General features: G+C 64.5%; 24 protein-coding genes and 1 pseudogene. 11 read left to right on the top strand and 14 right to left on the bottom strand.

The window, feature by feature from the left end; all coding sequences use genetic code 11:
• Positions 1–31: 31 nt before the first annotated feature.
• From arsH to GGD61_RS09165, 4 genes and pseudogenes are all read right to left on the bottom strand, one after another.
• A complete protein-coding gene (gene arsH / locus GGD61_RS09180) occupies positions 32–751 on the bottom strand; it encodes an arsenical resistance protein ArsH (protein WP_183230576.1) in 720 nt (239 codons plus the stop codon).
• Positions 744–1,145: an arsenate reductase (glutaredoxin) gene (gene arsC / locus GGD61_RS09175; protein WP_183230575.1), complete on the bottom strand. Its 402-nt coding sequence runs from the start codon at positions 1,143–1,145 to the stop codon at positions 744–746. Before arsC ends, arsH begins: the two co-directional genes overlap by 8 nt.
• Positions 1,142–1,842: pseudogene (locus GGD61_RS09170) on the bottom strand (aquaporin). The gene arsC and the pseudogene GGD61_RS09170 overlap by 4 nt, the downstream one beginning before the upstream one ends.
• A complete protein-coding gene (locus GGD61_RS09165; protein ID WP_183230574.1) occupies positions 1,842–2,369 on the bottom strand; it encodes an arsenate reductase ArsC in 528 nt (175 codons plus the stop codon). Before GGD61_RS09165 ends, GGD61_RS09170 begins: the two are co-directional and overlap by 1 nt.
• A gap of 132 nt (positions 2,370–2,501) precedes the next feature.
• On the opposite strand from GGD61_RS09165, the gene GGD61_RS09160 reads away from it, so the two are divergent.
• The 3 genes from GGD61_RS09160 (at position 2,502) to GGD61_RS09150 (ending at position 5,489) form a co-directional block, all read left to right on the top strand.
• Positions 2,502–2,819 (top strand): helix-turn-helix transcriptional regulator, encoded by a 318-nt coding sequence (locus tag GGD61_RS09160; RefSeq protein ID WP_183230573.1) that lies wholly within the window; start codon positions 2,502–2,504, stop codon positions 2,817–2,819.
• A 50-nt stretch (positions 2,820–2,869) separates the two neighbouring features.
• A complete protein-coding gene (locus tag GGD61_RS09155) occupies positions 2,870–4,240 on the top strand; it encodes an NAD(P)-binding domain-containing protein (RefSeq protein WP_183230572.1) in 1,371 nt (456 codons plus the stop codon).
• A gap of 64 nt (positions 4,241–4,304) precedes the next feature.
• Complete coding sequence (locus tag GGD61_RS09150; protein WP_183230720.1) at positions 4,305–5,489, top strand: MFS transporter; 1,185 nt, start codon at positions 4,305–4,307, stop codon at positions 5,487–5,489.
• Between the two features lie 80 nt (positions 5,490–5,569).
• Here GGD61_RS09150 and GGD61_RS09145 read toward each other — a convergent pair whose 3' ends face one another.
• Complete coding sequence (locus GGD61_RS09145; protein ID WP_183230571.1) at positions 5,570–6,772, bottom strand: RES family NAD+ phosphorylase; 1,203 nt, start codon at positions 6,770–6,772, stop codon at positions 5,570–5,572.
• 1,166 nt (positions 6,773–7,938) lie between these two features.
• Here GGD61_RS09145 and GGD61_RS09140 point away from each other — a divergent pair.
• On the top strand, positions 7,939–8,148 hold the full coding sequence (locus tag GGD61_RS09140) for a hypothetical protein (protein ID WP_183230570.1): 210 nt from the start codon (positions 7,939–7,941) through the stop codon (positions 8,146–8,148).
• Between the two features lie 139 nt (positions 8,149–8,287).
• Here GGD61_RS09140 and GGD61_RS09135 read toward each other — a convergent pair whose 3' ends face one another.
• The 8 genes from GGD61_RS09135 to GGD61_RS09100 are packed head-to-tail and all read right to left on the bottom strand — an operon-like array spanning position 8,288 to position 11,615.
• Positions 8,288–8,611 carry a hypothetical protein gene (locus tag GGD61_RS09135; protein ID WP_183230569.1) on the bottom strand — a complete coding sequence of 108 codons (324 nt, stop codon included), beginning with the start codon at positions 8,609–8,611 and terminating at the stop codon, positions 8,288–8,290.
• On the bottom strand, positions 8,608–9,192 hold the full coding sequence (locus GGD61_RS09130) for a hypothetical protein (RefSeq protein WP_183230568.1): 585 nt from the start codon (positions 9,190–9,192) through the stop codon (positions 8,608–8,610). The genes GGD61_RS09135 and GGD61_RS09130 overlap by 4 nt, the downstream gene beginning before the upstream one ends.
• A complete protein-coding gene (locus GGD61_RS09125) occupies positions 9,189–9,923 on the bottom strand; it encodes a hypothetical protein (protein WP_183230567.1) in 735 nt (244 codons plus the stop codon). The genes GGD61_RS09130 and GGD61_RS09125 overlap by 4 nt, the downstream gene beginning before the upstream one ends.
• Positions 9,920–10,315: a hypothetical protein gene (locus GGD61_RS09120; RefSeq protein ID WP_183230566.1), complete on the bottom strand. Its 396-nt coding sequence runs from the start codon at positions 10,313–10,315 to the stop codon at positions 9,920–9,922. Before GGD61_RS09120 ends, GGD61_RS09125 begins: the two co-directional genes overlap by 4 nt.
• The gene (locus tag GGD61_RS09115) at positions 10,315–10,707 is read right to left on the bottom strand and encodes a hypothetical protein (RefSeq protein ID WP_183230565.1); all 393 of its coding nucleotides are present in this window, start codon (positions 10,705–10,707) and stop codon (positions 10,315–10,317) included. The genes GGD61_RS09120 and GGD61_RS09115 overlap by 1 nt, the downstream gene beginning before the upstream one ends.
• The gene (locus tag GGD61_RS09110) at positions 10,704–11,000 is read right to left on the bottom strand and encodes a hypothetical protein (protein ID WP_183230564.1); all 297 of its coding nucleotides are present in this window, start codon (positions 10,998–11,000) and stop codon (positions 10,704–10,706) included. The genes GGD61_RS09115 and GGD61_RS09110 overlap by 4 nt, the downstream gene beginning before the upstream one ends.
• A complete protein-coding gene (locus GGD61_RS09105) occupies positions 11,000–11,335 on the bottom strand; it encodes a hypothetical protein (protein ID WP_183230563.1) in 336 nt (111 codons plus the stop codon). The genes GGD61_RS09110 and GGD61_RS09105 overlap by 1 nt, the downstream gene beginning before the upstream one ends.
• Complete coding sequence (locus GGD61_RS09100; RefSeq protein ID WP_183230562.1) at positions 11,325–11,615, bottom strand: hypothetical protein; 291 nt, start codon at positions 11,613–11,615, stop codon at positions 11,325–11,327. Before GGD61_RS09100 ends, GGD61_RS09105 begins: the two co-directional genes overlap by 11 nt.
• Positions 11,616–11,783: 168 nt before the next feature.
• Between GGD61_RS09100 and GGD61_RS09095 the strand changes: the two genes are divergently transcribed.
• On the top strand, positions 11,784–12,269 hold the full coding sequence (locus GGD61_RS09095; RefSeq protein WP_183230561.1) for a hypothetical protein: 486 nt from the start codon (positions 11,784–11,786) through the stop codon (positions 12,267–12,269).
• Here the strand turns inward: GGD61_RS09095 and GGD61_RS09090 are convergent.
• On the bottom strand, positions 12,247–12,528 hold the full coding sequence (locus tag GGD61_RS09090) for a hypothetical protein (protein ID WP_183230560.1): 282 nt from the start codon (positions 12,526–12,528) through the stop codon (positions 12,247–12,249). The genes GGD61_RS09095 and GGD61_RS09090 overlap by 23 nt on opposite strands.
• A 140-nt stretch (positions 12,529–12,668) precedes the next feature.
• Here GGD61_RS09090 and GGD61_RS09085 point away from each other — a divergent pair, with 140 nt between their 5' ends.
• From GGD61_RS09085 to GGD61_RS09060, 6 genes are all read left to right on the top strand, one after another.
• On the top strand, positions 12,669–13,001 hold the full coding sequence (locus GGD61_RS09085; protein WP_183230559.1) for a hypothetical protein: 333 nt from the start codon (positions 12,669–12,671) through the stop codon (positions 12,999–13,001).
• 100 nt (positions 13,002–13,101) lie between these two features.
• A complete protein-coding gene (locus GGD61_RS09080) occupies positions 13,102–13,308 on the top strand; it encodes a hypothetical protein (RefSeq protein ID WP_183230558.1) in 207 nt (68 codons plus the stop codon).
• On the top strand, positions 13,305–13,502 hold the full coding sequence (locus tag GGD61_RS09075; RefSeq protein ID WP_183230557.1) for a hypothetical protein: 198 nt from the start codon (positions 13,305–13,307) through the stop codon (positions 13,500–13,502). The genes GGD61_RS09080 and GGD61_RS09075 overlap by 4 nt, the downstream gene beginning before the upstream one ends.
• Positions 13,499–14,062, top strand: coding sequence for a metallophosphoesterase (locus GGD61_RS09070; RefSeq protein WP_183230556.1), 564 nt, complete (start codon positions 13,499–13,501; stop codon positions 14,060–14,062). Before GGD61_RS09075 ends, GGD61_RS09070 begins: the two co-directional genes overlap by 4 nt.
• Positions 14,059–14,457, top strand: coding sequence for a hypothetical protein (locus GGD61_RS09065; protein WP_183230555.1), 399 nt, complete (start codon positions 14,059–14,061; stop codon positions 14,455–14,457). Before GGD61_RS09070 ends, GGD61_RS09065 begins: the two co-directional genes overlap by 4 nt.
• Positions 14,454–15,341, top strand: a complete 888-nt coding sequence (locus GGD61_RS09060; RefSeq protein WP_409362456.1) for a metallophosphoesterase — start codon at positions 14,454–14,456, stop codon at positions 15,339–15,341. Before GGD61_RS09065 ends, GGD61_RS09060 begins: the two co-directional genes overlap by 4 nt.
• The last annotated feature ends 117 nt before the right edge of the window (positions 15,342–15,458 follow it).

Here is a 15,458-nt window from a genome sequence, read left to right as displayed (position 1 = left end):
CGGCCCCGACCCAGTGTCGGGGCCGCCCTCTTCACAAAGCTCCATTCAAGGCGAGCCGTTCCTGCAGTTTAGCCGCTTCTTCCTTGCGTTCGCTGTACCGGTCCGTGAGGTAGGCGGAGCAATCGCGCGTCAGCAGCGTGAACTTCATCAGTTCTTCCATCACGTCGACGAGGCGGTCGTAGTAGGGCGACGGTTTCATCCGCCCGGCATCGTCGAACTGTTCGTAGGCCTTCGCCACGGAGGACTGGTTCGGGATCGTGATCATGCGCATCCAGCGGCCGAGCACGCGAAGCTGGTTGACCGCGTTGAAGGACTGCGAGCCGCCGCTCACCTGCATGACGGCGAGCGTCTTGCCCTGCGTCGGCCGTACGGCTCCGATCGACAGCGGGATCCAGTCGATCTGCGCCTTCATGATCCCAGTGATGCTGCCGTGACGCTCCGGACTGCTCCAGACCTGTCCTTCGGACCAGGCCGACAGTTCGCGCAATTCGGCGACCTTCGGGTGGTCCGCCGGCGCATCGTCCGGCAGCGGCAAGCCGGACGGATTGAAGATCCGGCATTCGGCGCCGAACGCCTCCAGCAGCCGCGCGGCTTCTTCCGCCGCGAAACGACTGAACGAGCGCTGACGCAGTGATCCGTACAGCAGGAGGATCCGCGGTTTGTGGGTGGAGGGTACGGGTCTGAGACGGGAGAGATCAGGAAGAGAAACGACGGACGGCGAGAGGTTGGGCAGGTCGGGTAGCTCACGCATCAATCACTTCACCGTCTTCCTTCACGAACCGGCCGATCCTCCCGTTGGGCAGGATGTCCAACACGGCTTCGGATGGCCGGCACAACTTCACGCCCTTGGGCGTCACGACGATCGGTCGATTGATCAAGATGGGATGCTTTACCATGAAGTCGAGCAGATCGTCGTCGGTCCACTTCGGATCGTCGAGGCCGAGTTCCGCATAGGGCGTGCCTTTCTTCCTCAGCAGGTCGCGAACGGGAATTCCCATGGCCGCGATCAACTCCACCAGCTTCTCGCGGCTCGGCGGCGTCTTCAGGTACTCGATGACTGTCGGCTGTTCGCCGCTCTGGCGGATCATGGCCAGGGTGTTGCGCGCCGTGCCGCAGTCAGGGTTGTGATAGATCGTGACGGTCATCGTAGTGTCTCCGCGATCGGCACCGGGCCGCGCGCCTTCGGCCGCCCCAGCATCCAGTTCATCAGCAGCATGCCGGCGAATGCGCCGACCAGCTCGGCGAGGATAAAGCCCGGCAGGTCCGCCGGGCGAATTCCCGAAAAGGTGTTCGTCAGCGAACGGGCGATCGCCACCGCCGGATTCGCGAATGAGGTCGAAGCGGTGAACCAGTATGCCGCGGTGATGTAGAGGCCGACCAGCCAGGGTACGGCCGCGCGCTGGAAGCGGATGCCGGCGAGGATGGTGGCCACCAGGCCGAAGGCGGCGACGGCCTCAGCGAACCATTGCGCGCCGCCTGTTCGGGCCTTCATCGAGAAGTCGATGATAGGCAGAGCGAACATGAGGTGCGCGGCCATCGTGCCGGCAATGCCGCCGGCGACCTGCGCGACCACGTAGAGCAGCGCTTCCTGGGGCGGGAGCTCGCGCTTGCCCGTGAAGACGAGCGTCACGGCGGGATTGAAGTGCGCCCCGGAGATCGGTCCGAGTACCGTGATCAGCACGACGAGGATCGCACCGGTCGGCAGGGTGTTGCAAAGGAGGGCCAGCGCGACGTCCTTGGTGAGCGTCTCGGCCATGATGCCGGATCCGACGACGGTGCGACGAGAATGCCGGTGCCGAGCGCTTCCGCGGCCAGCCGCCGGGACAGATCGAACGTGTCCATCAGCTTGCCTTTGGATGAGGGGTCGTAGCTCCGTCCATCCGGCCGATCTCGCGCAGTTTGGTCCCAAGGGACAGCTTGTCGATGCCGCGCAGCGGCAAGTTGACGAAAACCCCGATCCTGTTCTTCAGATAGCGGAAGGCCTCAAAAAATGCAGCCTCCTTTTCGATGTCCGTGCCTTCGATGACGGCGGGGTCCTCGATGCCCCAATGTGCCGTCATCGGCTGTCCCGGCCAGATTGGGCAGCTTTCGCCGGCGGCGTTGTCGCAGACCGTGAAGACGAAATCCAAGACCGGGGCATCTGGCCTGGCGAATTCCTCCCAACTCTTCGAGCGCATCCCGTCGATCGGGTAGTTCTCCCGTTCGAGAACCTTGAGGGCGAACGGATTGATGCGGCCCTTCGGCTGGCTGCCGGCGGAGAATGAATTGAAGCGGCCCCGCCCGTCCTTACGCATGATGGACTCCGCGAGGATCGAGCGGGCGCTGTTGCCGGTGCACAGGAAGAGGACGTTGTAGACGCGGTCGCTCATAGAGGCTCCCCTGGAATTCGACCTGTCCAGACTTATCGAAATATCATTCGATGGTCAACGAAAAGGGGCTTGTATTTCGAATATTCCAGAAATATTGTAGGAGCAACGTAGTAAATATGTCATGAGGACGTCATGAAGCTCGACGACGCCGCGGCCCATCTCGAAGCCCTAGGCAATCCGACGCGCCTCAAGATCTACAGGACGCTTGTCCGCGCCGGCGAGCCCGGGATGCCAGTCGGCAAGTTGCAGGACCGGCTGAAGATCGCCGCGTCCACCCTTTCGCATCACATCAAGACGCTGGTGTCGGTAGGCCTCATCACGCAGGTCCGCGAATCCACGACGCTCGTCTGCCACGCCAACTACGGCACGATGCGCGAGCTGGTCGACTTCCTCGTCGCCGAGTGCTGCGCCGACCAGGCCGGATGCAAGGAGACGAAGAGCGCCGCGTAGTGTTCGCGGGCGCCAAATTTCGATCATTCTAGTTTCATGGGAGAATATGCATGAGCGAAGCGAAGAAGGTCGCCATCATCGGCGCCGGTCCCGTCGGGCTCGCGGCCGCGGCCCACGTGGTGGAGCGAGGCATGACGCCAATCGTGCTCGAGGGCGGGCCGGAAGCCGGACACTCCGTGCGGCAGTGGCAGCACGTGCAGCTCTTTTCGCCTTGGGAATACAACGTCGACCGGGCAGCGGCGCGGCTGCTCGCGCCGACCGGCTGGAATTCGCCGGATCCGCACGTCTACCCGACCGGCGCAGAACTCCTCGAACGCTACATCCAGCCGCTCGCAACCAAGACCGCGTTGCGCGACGTGATCCGGACGAACAGCCGTGTAACGGCCATCGGGCGGGTCGGCTTCGACAAGGCGAAGACCAAGGGGCGCGAGACCGTGCCCTTCGAGGTCCGCTTTCAGAACGGCAAGGGGCCGGAGGCGCTGCGGGCCGACGCCGTCATCGACGCGTCCGGAACGTGGGCCTCGCCCAATCCGGCCGGCGCCGGCGGCTTGGCCGCGATCGGCGAACGGGAGGCGCAGGCGAAGATCGCCTATGGCATGCCCGACGTCCTCGGCAGGGACCGGTCGCGCTATGCCGGCAAGACCATTGCCGTGCTTGGCGCAGGGCACTCAGCCATCGGCACCCTGATCGATCTGGTCACCCTCGCGCAGCAGGAGCCGGGCACGCGCCCGATCTGGCTGCTCCGCAGCGGCAACCCCGAAAAGAGTTTTGGAGGCGGGGCGAACGACAAGCTGTCCGCACGCGGCGAGCTCGGTACACACTTCGCCTCGCTAGTTGCCTCAGGACAGGTCCAGGTCGAGGCTGGCTTCCCCGTTGGAGCCATCGCGCAAGAGGACGGCCGCCTTACGATAGCGACCTCGTCCGGCTGCGGTGGGCGTCGCGTCGTGGCCGACGAGCTGGTGGTTGCGACTGGCTTCCGCCCCGATTTCGGCTTCCTGAGCGAAATCAGGTTGCGGCTGGATCCGGCGATCGAAGCGCCTGTCGCGCTCGCGCCGCTGATCGATCCGAACGAGCACTCCTGCGGCACCGTGCGGCCGCATGGCGCGCGCCAACTCGAGCAGGATGATCGCGGATTCTATCTCGCGGGCATGAAGGCCTACGGGCGCGCTCCGACCTTTCTTATGATGACAGGGTATGAGCAGGTCCGCTCGATCGCCGCGGACATCGCCGGAGATAAGAAGGCTGCCGAGCGAGTCGAACTTGTGCTGCCAGAGACCGGCGTCTGCACGCGAGGAGGGGTCGAGGGCCTGCTCGCCGCATCCGGATGCTGCGGCGGCCAGGCCAAGAGCGAACCCACCGCCTGCTGTGCGGCGGATGAAGCCGCGAAAAAGACTGGTGCCGCCGGATGCGGGTGTTCGTAATCGGCCGGACGGACAGATGATCGGTCGAAGCGCAGCCCTGAGCGGCAAGTCACTGATCTTGGCGATGTGTGTCGGACAGATCGGTAATCTGCTGCCGCATGTCGCCCTCTCCGCCAATCTCGCCCAGCATCTCATGCCGGCGTGGGGACTGAGCGCTGCGGAAGGCGGGCTCATGGCGAGCGGCTACGCGTTCGGCTACATGCTCGCTGTTCCGGTGCTGACGACGCTCACCGACCGGATCGACGCGCGTCTGGTATTGCTCTGTGGCTCGGTCGTAAGCGGATTGGCAACGATCGCATTCGGAGTGTTCGCGCAGGGTTTTTGGTCGGGCACGGCCATCTGGGCCTTGGCGGGGCTTGGCTTTGCCGGAGCCTACATGCCTGGCCTGAAAGCTCTAACCGACCGCCTGCCAGGGGGCGACACCTCGCGCGCTGTCACGCTCTACACGTCGAGCTTCTCGCTGGGCGTCGGCATCTCCTTCCTGGCTGCCCAGGTCATAGCCGACGGGTGGGGTTGGCGGTGGGCCTTCGTTCTTACAGGCCTAGGCCCCATCGCAATGGTGATCGCATGCGTCCTGATGGACGCGCGTCGGCCCGAGCCGAAGCAGAGGCGCCTCCTGGACTTCAACCCGGTTTTCAAGAACCGCGAGGCGCTCGGCTATATTCTCGGCTATGGCTCTCACTGCTTCGAGCTCTACGGCATCCGGACCTGGCTCGTCGGATTCTGGACCTTTGTGATCGCGCATCAGGGCGCCCCTGCGTGGCTATCGCCCGTCACGGTGAGCTTCGTCTTCGCCATCCTGTCCATGCCCGCCAGCATCTTGGGCAACGAAGCAGCGCTGAAGTTCGGCCGTCACCGCGCCATCACGGTCGTGATGGTTGCGTCGGCGGCGGTGGCTCTGCTGCTGGGACTGAACGTGGATGCCCCGGTGTGGACTCTCGCGCTCCTGCTGCTCGCATACGGGCTGACAGTGCCTGCAGATTCCGGCGCGCTGACCGCCGGCATGTCGGCGGCGGCTACCCGCGATCACCGGGGCGCCACGCTGGCACTGCATTCCACCGTCGGCTTCGGACTTTCGGCCGCCGGCGCCTGGGGGACGGGCTTGGCCCTCGATCTCGCCGGAGGGCCGCAAAGCGCGGGCGGGTGGCTGCTGGTCTTTGTGGTGCTCGCCGTCGGGATTTCGCTCGGACCGCTTGCGCTGCTTTGGGCTCGCTCCGGCGAACGGAACGCAGGCGTGGTCGCCGGATAGCGACCGCAGAGAGGGAATGCACGTGGATCGCGGTCGCCTAGGCATCATCACGTCGCTGGGCCGCTAAGGATCGGTGCGTCCTAGAACGCCATTCCGTCGACGACGGTATATCTGACGTCGACGACGTTCCTCATCGACCAGTCGACGTACGTAACCACACCGGGATGATCGTCTGCCACGAAGACATCCCGGTGCAGAATGACGATGTTGCGGTTGTCTTCTGTGCCGTCCCTCTGCATCGACGACTTGAAGATAACCGCGTCGCAACCGAAGTACGACTTGAGGTATTCCGCGACGATTTGCGTGGCGATGTACTCGCGTTGCCGTTCGTGCGGTCGCACAGGCCGGCTGATTTGGGCTTGCATCTGGTCGATGAATTCGTAACGGCTGTGCATGTGGAAGTGCGCCCGATCGGCGGCGCGACGGTCAAAAACCGTAAAGTCGAAGACTTTGAGGGGCACGCGAGTGGTGAATCTGCCTATTGCGATCGAGTCACCGATGCTTGGCCTGAGTTCGGCGATTGCGGTCGCGCCAGCGAACGTTGCGTAGAAAACTGGGATGAATTCGACATTCATGCGCCCACTCGTTGTCCTTGAGGCCGGTGGAGCGCCCAAGAGCCGTGCGCCATCTGTTTGTAGCGCCTGCTCGCTCAGATCGGAGTGCATTAGGCGCGCGCGATAAAGAGTTTGGCCTGGGGCGAGTTCGTAGAGTGGCCTCACGGGACCTTCGCCATATTCCTCGGGCTTGCCGAACAGGGCATCGAGGCGTTCCTTGATGCCGAAGAAGCGCGAGGAGAACTGCACTTCCTTGCAGAAGTCCTCCCATTCGAACGTGTACCTGTTGGCGAACCAATAATCGTCCTGATCGGCCTTTTCCCTGGCGCGAGCGGTTTCGATCGGTTCGAAGTTGTACGCGTCCGTGTAGTAGCGCTCCCCGCCTTGCGCGATTTCGTAGTGGGACGCATCGGGCAGCGCGTCCAGTACGGCTTGAAGCACATCGCCCGACGAGCCGAACTCTTCGGCGAAGATCTCTTCGTACGGTTGTCCGTAAGTGCCGTGATAGACCCGGTCGCTGTCCGGGTCGGAATCGATCTCGACCGTTTCACCGCCAGGCTGATAATGGTTTTGGAACCAGCGATCCGCCTCTTCGGCGAGTTCTTCTACCTCGACGCAGGCGACGCCAGTGTGAGTCGAATCGAAATCGCAGTCGTCGTCGGATCCGACTTCCTGGATCCAATCGCGAAGTGGCCCTTTCTGGAGACAACGCGAACAAACTTTGGTCATGCGCTCTCCGCTTGCCGAGGACGACTTCGTATCAGGTCTAGTTGGAGCCGACGGTCCTGTCGACGGATATGCAGCCGTGGTCTATGCCGGCAGGTCTTCTTTTTCACCGTTGCCTACGATCTGCAGCGATCCGTCGGGCGGCGCCCGCTGCTGCGCCTCTGCTTCGTCCTAAGGGGCCCGCCACGCCAGCCCGCATCTGATCGAGATGCGGATCTTCACGGGCGTGATGGGCTCTGCGATCGGCAGCTAGGCATCGGGACATTCACGTCGCAAGTGGCGCCCCGCGAATGCCAGCGCCAGCCTCCGCTGGTCGTAACCTGAGCGAAAGCAGAAGCGAGCGCAGGGAAAACATGGTTAACGAAGTACGCCATGACCCATTTATGGGGTATTTGACGCGTTTATGGGGTGCGCGACACAAGAAGAGACGCGTATGACAACCGCCCAGCTCCTTATCCCAGTAGAGATAGTCCAGCCAGCTGTCGTGCAAGGAACGGGCGGTTAAAGTCCTTGCTCGGCGCCATTGCTTCGCAGCAACATCCACTGCTTTTCGACGTCAGGCAGCAACGAATGCCCATGTCGCAGAACCGGCCCTAAGGAGTCTCGCCCCACCACCCGAACGGTCGGTTGAATCAAGTCGTATTTGGCCAGTGCGTCAGTGACCTCTTTCGCGCAATTTGCGGGCTTACCGCTCGCGATACGCTCGAAAGCAGCAACTGCATCTGATACCAAGCGATCACAGGGATGATTTGATGCTCTCATGTTTGCTTCCCAAGGGGCTGGTCCGAATAGCGTCGCTCTTGATCAGGCGAAAAGCAAGTCGATGATCGAGAATTGCAGAAATCATCGCATCCGCTTGTCGATCTGAGTTGGTGAGAAGTAGGAGGCACCAGCATTTTGGTTACTCTAGACCTCGGCAGCCTCGGCGCCCGCGAAACCTACCGCTAAGAGCACTGACGAGACGATGCGACCGCGCCGACGCGAGTTGGACTGCAAGGGGGAAGACGTCGCGCTGGTGCCTCCGCCGATCACCGCCCACGAAAGCGGTCGCGGCCTGCGCCAGCCGATCGGCTTCGTGCACTTCCCGGACCCGCCGGCCGAGCCCGCCAGGCCGAAGCTGCGACGGCGCACCGGCGCCCGCCGGCCGCCAAGAAGAAGGCTCGGAAGCGGTGACCGAGCTGCTGCTCCTGATCGCGCGCTGGACGATCCCGCCGTGCATCGCGGCGGCCGTCCTGCTGCACATCTTGGCACCGATGGTCAGTGACCTGAAAGCGATGCTGCCTGTGGGGTTCTCGGTCGCCAGGAAGGCGCCGCCGGTCGACCTCGACCGCGAGATCCACCGCCTGCTCGACGGCGCCATAGGGAAGGGTACCCGTTAGCTTCTCATTATCTCACGGTATCTTACCCGCATTCTGCTGTCTGATGTCGAGGAAGCGTTACAGGTGACGCCGTCACGCGTGAAGTCTACTTCCTCGACACCCCCCGTTACTTCCCCCCGGAGGTGACACCGTGAAACGGTTACGAATTCGTAATACGTGGTTTCGTCGCAAGCGCGCGCGCCAGGGGCACCTTGAGGTGCTTCGCGGCATTGATGCCAGCGGGGGTCAGCCGGTACTCATGTCGAAAGCGGAGTCCGTTATCGAAGCCATGGTTGGGGACGATGAGGCCAGCGCTGACGCAGCGTAAGATGTCGTCGAGACGGACGGCGCGCTGGAGCCCGCTACGATGCGACGCCGAGCAGACACCGCCGTCCGGGTCGTCCAAATCGGATTGCCAGACGACCTCGCCGCCGTCGCGTAGAGCGACTAGGATTCGGATGAAATCGTTAACCCGCATCATCATGCGTCATCTGCCGCTGCAGGGGCCTTGGCGTACTTTGCGAGCACCGCGCGGCCGGCGTCGGTGATCGAGACGAGCAGCGGCGATCCGTAATACTTGCGGTCGGGGCGCTTGGTGACCAGACCGGCGTCTCTCATCTTGAGCAGCGTCCAGGTGTACAGGGACTCGCAGCTGCCGTCTGCGATCAGATCGAACCATCCGTCTTCGCTGGCGTCGACGCCGGCGCGGATCTTTTCGAGCACCGCGCGCTCGGCGGGCTTCCAGTACGGCTTCTTCTCTGCGAAGTGCTTCTTGAGGTCGAGCGGCGGCAGCTCGACGGCTGCCTCGCGGCCGGCGTCGGTGAGCGACAGCTCGATCTTCCAATCGACGCCGTATGCGGTGTTTCGATAGTCGCCCTCGATCAGACCGGCGTACCTGAGCCGCCGTGTCGCAGACTTCGACACTGATTTCTTGTCGGAGCCGTCCGGGAGCTGCACGAAGTACCACTGGAATGCGCGCCGCGACTTGTAGCCCGCTTCGTACTCGTCGAACATCTTGCAGCCGGCGCCCAGCGCGCGCAGGATCGCTTCGTCGGTCTTCTTCATGCCAGCATCTCCAGGGCTTCCTCGTCGGCAGGCGAGAGCTGCGCCGGCGCCAGATAGGCGCGCGGCGTCCAGGTGCAGCTGGCCGTCGCCATGCCGCCGCGGGGGCCAAGCTTGATGTGGACGAGGCCGACGTCTTCGAGGGCGCGCAGCGCTCGGCGGACGCGGTAGTCGCTCGTTGGCGGTGCGCCGTGACGCCACAGCAGTATCCTGAACGCCCATGTCGGCTTGCCTGCCGACACACGGAACGTTTGGTGGAATCCTTGCTCCGTCTCGAGCGGCCGCTCGACCGGAGCCCACACGCCATATGGAGCCTCGAAGTACCTGCCCGTCTTCGACAGATACGGCCGCAGTCCGTCGGCGCCGACGACGCGCGCGATCCTGATCTCGTCCAGGCCGCCTGGATTCGTCGGCACCACCTTTTCGTAGTCAACTTCGTATACCCGGCCGCCGTGCGCCTTGATGCAGGCCGCGAGAACGGCGACAGGATCCCAGCGTCCCGGCGCGATGGCCGTAAGCTTGATGCGCGTTTCCTTGAACTGCACGACGGCGAACAGCTCTCCCTCCGGCTCGAACCAGCACTGCCGGCGTCCGCAGATGATCGAGGCGCCATGAGCGTCGAACAGACCGTCGGCGTCAGGCGCCGGCGGCGAATTGCGGCTGCGGGCATGGTTCGCGGCGGGCGTGGCGAACGCGCCGAAGTCCATCTCCGGCTGCTCCGACTGCTGTGTCACCGGCGATTGCTCCACGAAGGCGGACGGTCGTACGGGATCGTTTCCGGATCCACATACTGCGCCGGCTGCTTGCGCACGTACGGCGTCGGCGGGGGCGGGCGGACCGCGGTCGGAGCCGGAGCCTTCGCCGCTGTCGGCAGCGGACTATCGCGCTTGATGGTCGGCTTCACCGGCGTCGTGGGCCGCGGTGGCAGACCACCGGGCCGCGGCGCCGTCGGCATCGGCGGCAGCGGGCGGGCGAACGACGGCGGAGGGCGCGTCGGCGCCGGCACGATCGGCGCGGTGATGATGCGGCGGCCGTCCTCGTCGTACTGGATAGCCTCGGGGGCGACCGTCTGCATCTCGACCCGCGCCGGCGTCGCCGCGCGCTTGATTGGGAATCCTCCGACCATCACGCAGCCTCCATCTTCTTCCAGTCGATCACGTTCGCCTCGCACCACGCATCTTGCAGACGCTTCGCGTATTCCTGCGCGTCCTGGTATCGCGCAGCGTCGACGGCGGCGCGTCGCGCGCCGCTCTCGCTCTCGAAGGCGATGGCGGCTTGCTCGAGCGCGTCGGCTTCTTCGCGCAGCGCGGCAACGCGGTCGTGCATCGCCCACGCCACGACGTCCTCGGTGGTCCGAACGGCGTCCTCGGGGAGCGCGGCGTTGTCGGCGAGGCGCAGCTCGCCGCGTTCGAGCCTAAACAACTCCTCGCCGCGGCGTCGCCACGACTTCTTGTAGACCAGCTCCAGAGCGGTCGCGACGCGCTTCCAGAGATCGGTGTTCTGACGGCGGCGGCTCATACGATGTCTCCCTTGAAGAGCACGGCGGCGCGCGCCGCCTCCTTGCGGCCGACGGAGTAGCCGTCGGCCCAGGCGCCGATCAGGTCGGCGATCTGAGAGTCCGGCAGATCGCCGGCGCGGACGAACATCATCTGGCCTTCGCCGTCGCGGACGCTGAACCAGCCGATCCTGCCGTTCATGGAGCTGCGGCGTACCGTGTACTCGCGGCCGAAGACGGTCATGACGCGGTCGGCATGCACCACGGCGGGCTCGGGCTTGCTGCGGAGATCGTTGAGATTGACGATGTTGGACATCAGTAGACTCCCCAGGGAAGGTGACGGTCGTTCTTGCAGCGCGGGCAGATGCGGGTGCCCTTGTCGGGGCTCATGAATAGCTTCTGGCCGCGGCAGCCTTCGCCGAGGCAGCGGCGCAGCTTCACGTCGTTGCCGGTGACGGCGAGTCCGAGGTTGCTCGCCTTCGTCCAGATAGCGGTTGCCGACCGCCCCATCAGCGCGGCGATGATGCGGACGTTTCCGGCGTGCTCGGCGTAGAGGTCGGTAAGACGGTCGTAGTCGGCCTCGGACCACGGCATCGCCGACTTCGCCGGCGCGGCGACAGGCGCCGACCACGCGAGGAGATCAAGCTGCATCGGACGCTCCTTTGCGCAGGACGAGGAGGAGGTTGCGCAGCTTAGTCAGGGCCACGCCGCGCTCGGCGGCGGCGTCGCGCTCCCGATCGATCAGCGCCAGCATCTCGCCGTCGATGTCGCGGCCGTACTTGATGCGGCCCGCGCGGCGATACTCGAAGAGCTGGCTGCGGCTCATCCGCAGGCCGCGTGCCAGGGCGGCGGTCCATCGGCCGGCTCCGTAGAGAGCGGCGCCGACGAGCTCGATGCGCTCCGGCAGGGTCGATTTCTGAGGCTTCGGCACTTCCTGGAACTCCTCGCGAAGGGGTAACAAGGTCAGGGTACGGCGGACACTATGCGTTCGGCTCGCGGCATTTGTCAACCGCGGTTCCGAATCCTTCGCGGGGTGCCGCGTTTTGGTTTTGCAGCTCCCCGTGAAATTCTGGCTCCGGATAAACACGGAGGTCTCGTCATGCTGCGTCGCATTTTTTCCGCCATCGCCGCCGCTCTCGCCTGGCTGATCGGGCTGCCTGGCCGGCTCCTCGGCGGCCTGTTCGGAGGGTCGCTGACGCCCCCGCCGGTAGGCGACAGCCCGCTCGTCAGCGAGCTCCGAGAAGAGCTGGCCGCGCGCAAGGGCGAGGCCGTCGACCACGACAAGACGGCGCGCATGGTGCTGCTCTGGTGCGCCGACTCGATCGTTGCGGACCGCCCGGTGCCGGTGCCGTCGGCGCTGCCGAGGGACGTCAAGGAGTGGATCAAGGGGCTGTCGAGAGCGGAGTGCGAGCGCGTCATTTCGTCTGAAAAGACCGCTATTTCAGCGCATATCCGCAAGCTCTACGCGCTTCCCGGCGTCCGGCCGGTGCAGCCGCTGACGGCGGCGGAGTGGTCGCCGGCGCCGGTCTCGATCGGGCCGGCGCCGGACTTCGTGCTCGCTGCTACGCCGCGACCCGGCGCATAGTCACGCGGCGCATCGCCGCCTGCAGCCTCGCGTTCTCGACGCGGAGTTCGTCGCGCTCTTCGCACGCGTCGCGCCTCAGCTCTTCCGAGAGGTTGAGCGCGGTCTCGAGCTGACCGCGGTTCCAGTTCGCCCAGCGGCCGGCGTTGAGCTGCGCCGCGCTACGGACCGCGCCGACGAACGCGGCGGCGAGGGTGAGCGAGCCGCAGGCCGCGCAAGCGGTGAACGCGCGACCGTCGAAGTTGGTGTGGGAGTCTGACATGGGGGTGCCTCCGGAAGGACTCGTCAGGACGCCTATCGTCCGACATAGTTGATCTTAGCGCACAGTCGGTGTACGTTCCGTTTCAAGGATCCATCGCCTTTTAGCGATCGGTCCCTTTTCTCAGACGGGAGAGGCACCCCATGACCGAAGAGAGCAACCTGGCCGCAGGCGCGATGTCTGCCGGCGCCGATCTGCCGGCGACCGACGGCGCGCTGCACGTTTCCGACATCGCCGCGATGATCCGCGAGATCGAGGCGCACATCGACCTGCACGACGTCGGCGAGACCGCCAGCACCTGGCTCGCCAACGCGCGCGGCGCGCTGCGCTCGGCGCTGCAGTACGTCGAGAGCCACTTAGCCGACATCGAGGCCAAGGCGAAGGCCGAGGTCACCGAGATCACGGCGAAGATCAGCGAGCCGCTGTCGGAAGCGGACGCCATCGCAGCGCATGTCGACGCCGCCTGCAGCTTCTAGTGAGGGCTACGGCGCCGCTTTGCCTTGGGAGGGCGGGCGGCGCCGCACGGGGCGCCACGGAAAAGGGCCGGGTCTTCATCGAAAACGCGAAGGATGCGTCGTGAGGTTCACCGACCAGTCCATCGACCGCGGTCGCGTGGTCATCAGCAAGGACGGTGGGATCATCGCCGTGGTGCCGACCGTCGAGGCGCTCGTCATCGTTGGCCACGCCGTCGTCGTCGGCGAGGAGCTGCGCGCGCATCCCGACACGATGCGGCACGTCAAGCGCTGGATCGTCGACGACGCCAAGAGGAGGACCGGGCTGTGAGGCTTCATTCTAACTACAAGATCGCGGCGGGCCACGTCCTCGTCACGCAGCCGGGCGACGTCCTGCTCTGCCGCATGGCGGAGCTGGTCTACGAACCCGGCGACGGAGACGACGACACCGATCTGCACGTTAACCCGACCGACTTCGCGGCGGCCAAGGCGATGTGTTTCGAACCGAAGGGGAGGGTGCAGTGAGCACGTTCTTGACCGCAGACAGCCACTTCTTCCATGGCTCCATGCTGAAGTTCTGCCCGGACACGCGTCCCTACGCGAACGTCGCCGAGATGAACAACGCCATGGCGTCGGCGTGGCGAAAGGTCGTCAAGCCGACCGACGAAGTGATCGTGGTCGGAGACTTCAGCCATCGCGCCGAACCGAAGGCGCTGCGCAAGCTTTTCGATTCCTTGCCGGGACGGAAGCATCTGATCATCGGTAATCACGACGGCCCTGACACGCTCGCGTTGCCGTGGGAAAGCGTCCGTGACGTAGCCTGCGTGACTATCGACAACACGTATTGTGTCCTGGCTCACTATCCGTGGCGTTCGTGGCCCCGGATGAAGCGTGGAGCGCTCATGTTATTCGGCCACCACCACGGCCGTATGCCCGGCAACCAGCAGTCGTGCGACGTCGGCGTCGACGTGTTCGGTCCGGCGCCCGTCAGGCTCAACCAGATCAAGGCGCACCTCACTACCCTGCCGCCGTTGGTGGATCCCGAGGGCGGAGACGACTTCGAGAACGATGGATTGAAGCCATGAGCGTCGAGACCGCCGACACAGACAACTCGCTGACCCCGCGCGAGCTTCGGCGTGCTCTCGATCTCGACCAGCGCCGGACCGCGCGGCAGATCTACGTCAGCGCGCACGCCACCGTCAGCGAGCCCCAGCGCGCTGCGCTGCCACTGCGCATGTCCAAGGATATCATGAACTCGCTCACGGCTCTCAAAGTCGACGAGCTGGGGCGCTTGTTGCGGGCGAGCACGGCGGCGATCATCAGGCTTATTCCCGGCACGTCAGGACGCCGCATCGACGCTGTTGTCTTCGTTCAGCTGCTGCAGCACTGCCTGCTGCTTTTTTCGAAGGTACTTTCCCCGGGCGAGGACCTGCCCGATTACGCCGAGGGCGACTCTGGAGCGAAGCGGAGGTTCGGATGACGCTCCTCGCAGTCCAGTCAGACCTGCACATCGACCATGAGCGGAACGGCTATCCGAAGCCGCCGCCGGTCGAGGCCGACGTGCTGGTCGTGATCGGCGACACCACGAATGCGATGACGCGCTCTCTGCACTGGATTGCGGAAAACCTCTGCGATCGAGTGCGGCGCTGCGTCTACGTGCCCGGCAATCATTGCTTTTACCGCGGTCCGCCGGGCTCGGGCGAGGAGCACACATTCTACGAAGATCAGATGAAGCGCGGACGTGAGATCGCCGCGAGCATCGGCATCGATCTCCTGCAGAACGAGGTCCTCCATTTAGACGATATGGGCGTCCGCATCGTCGGCGGGACGCTTTGGTCCGATTTCAGCTTGCTGCCGCCCGGCTGGTCGCGGAAGATGGCGATGTACTTTTCGCAGAATGGGCGCCTGCGCGACGACCGCTGGTCGCTCAGGGACAAGCATAACGACTTCATCGAGATCCGCACGGGCGCCGGCAACAGCGGCCATCGCTTCACGCCGTCGCAGTGGCTCAAGCTGCACGATGAATCCTTCGGCTTCTTCTCGCGCGTGCTTGAAACACCATACGAGGGCGCGACGGTCTGCGTATCGCACATGGGCCCGGCATCGTCAGTTGAGCCTGGGATGCACGCCTGGTTGTATGGATCCAAGGATATTGAAGCCTTGATGACGGGCCCGAACGCGCCGAGCTTTTGGTTGCACGGCCACGTTCACAAGTCGCTTGACTACGCAATCGGAGGTTGCACGCGCGTGGTCTGCAATCCACGCGGATACGCCTTGGCGAACGGCATGCGCGAGAACCCCGATTTCGATCCGACGCTCGTCGTCGAGATCGGGCCGCGCCAGTCGTTGACGATGAACATCTGAGCATGCTGAATCAGGCGAAAGAAGGAGAGGTGCACTGATCGATGATTCCATTCTCGCGCGCCGGACGGATGGTTGGTTGGGAAAAGGAAGGCGCCGAAACGGGGCAAGCGAACCCCG

Source organism: Bradyrhizobium sp. SBR1B (assembly GCF_014198205.1).
Taxonomy (GTDB): Bacteria; Pseudomonadota; Alphaproteobacteria; order Rhizobiales; family Xanthobacteraceae; genus Bradyrhizobium.
This window is presented reverse-complemented; position numbering and strand designations above follow the sequence as displayed.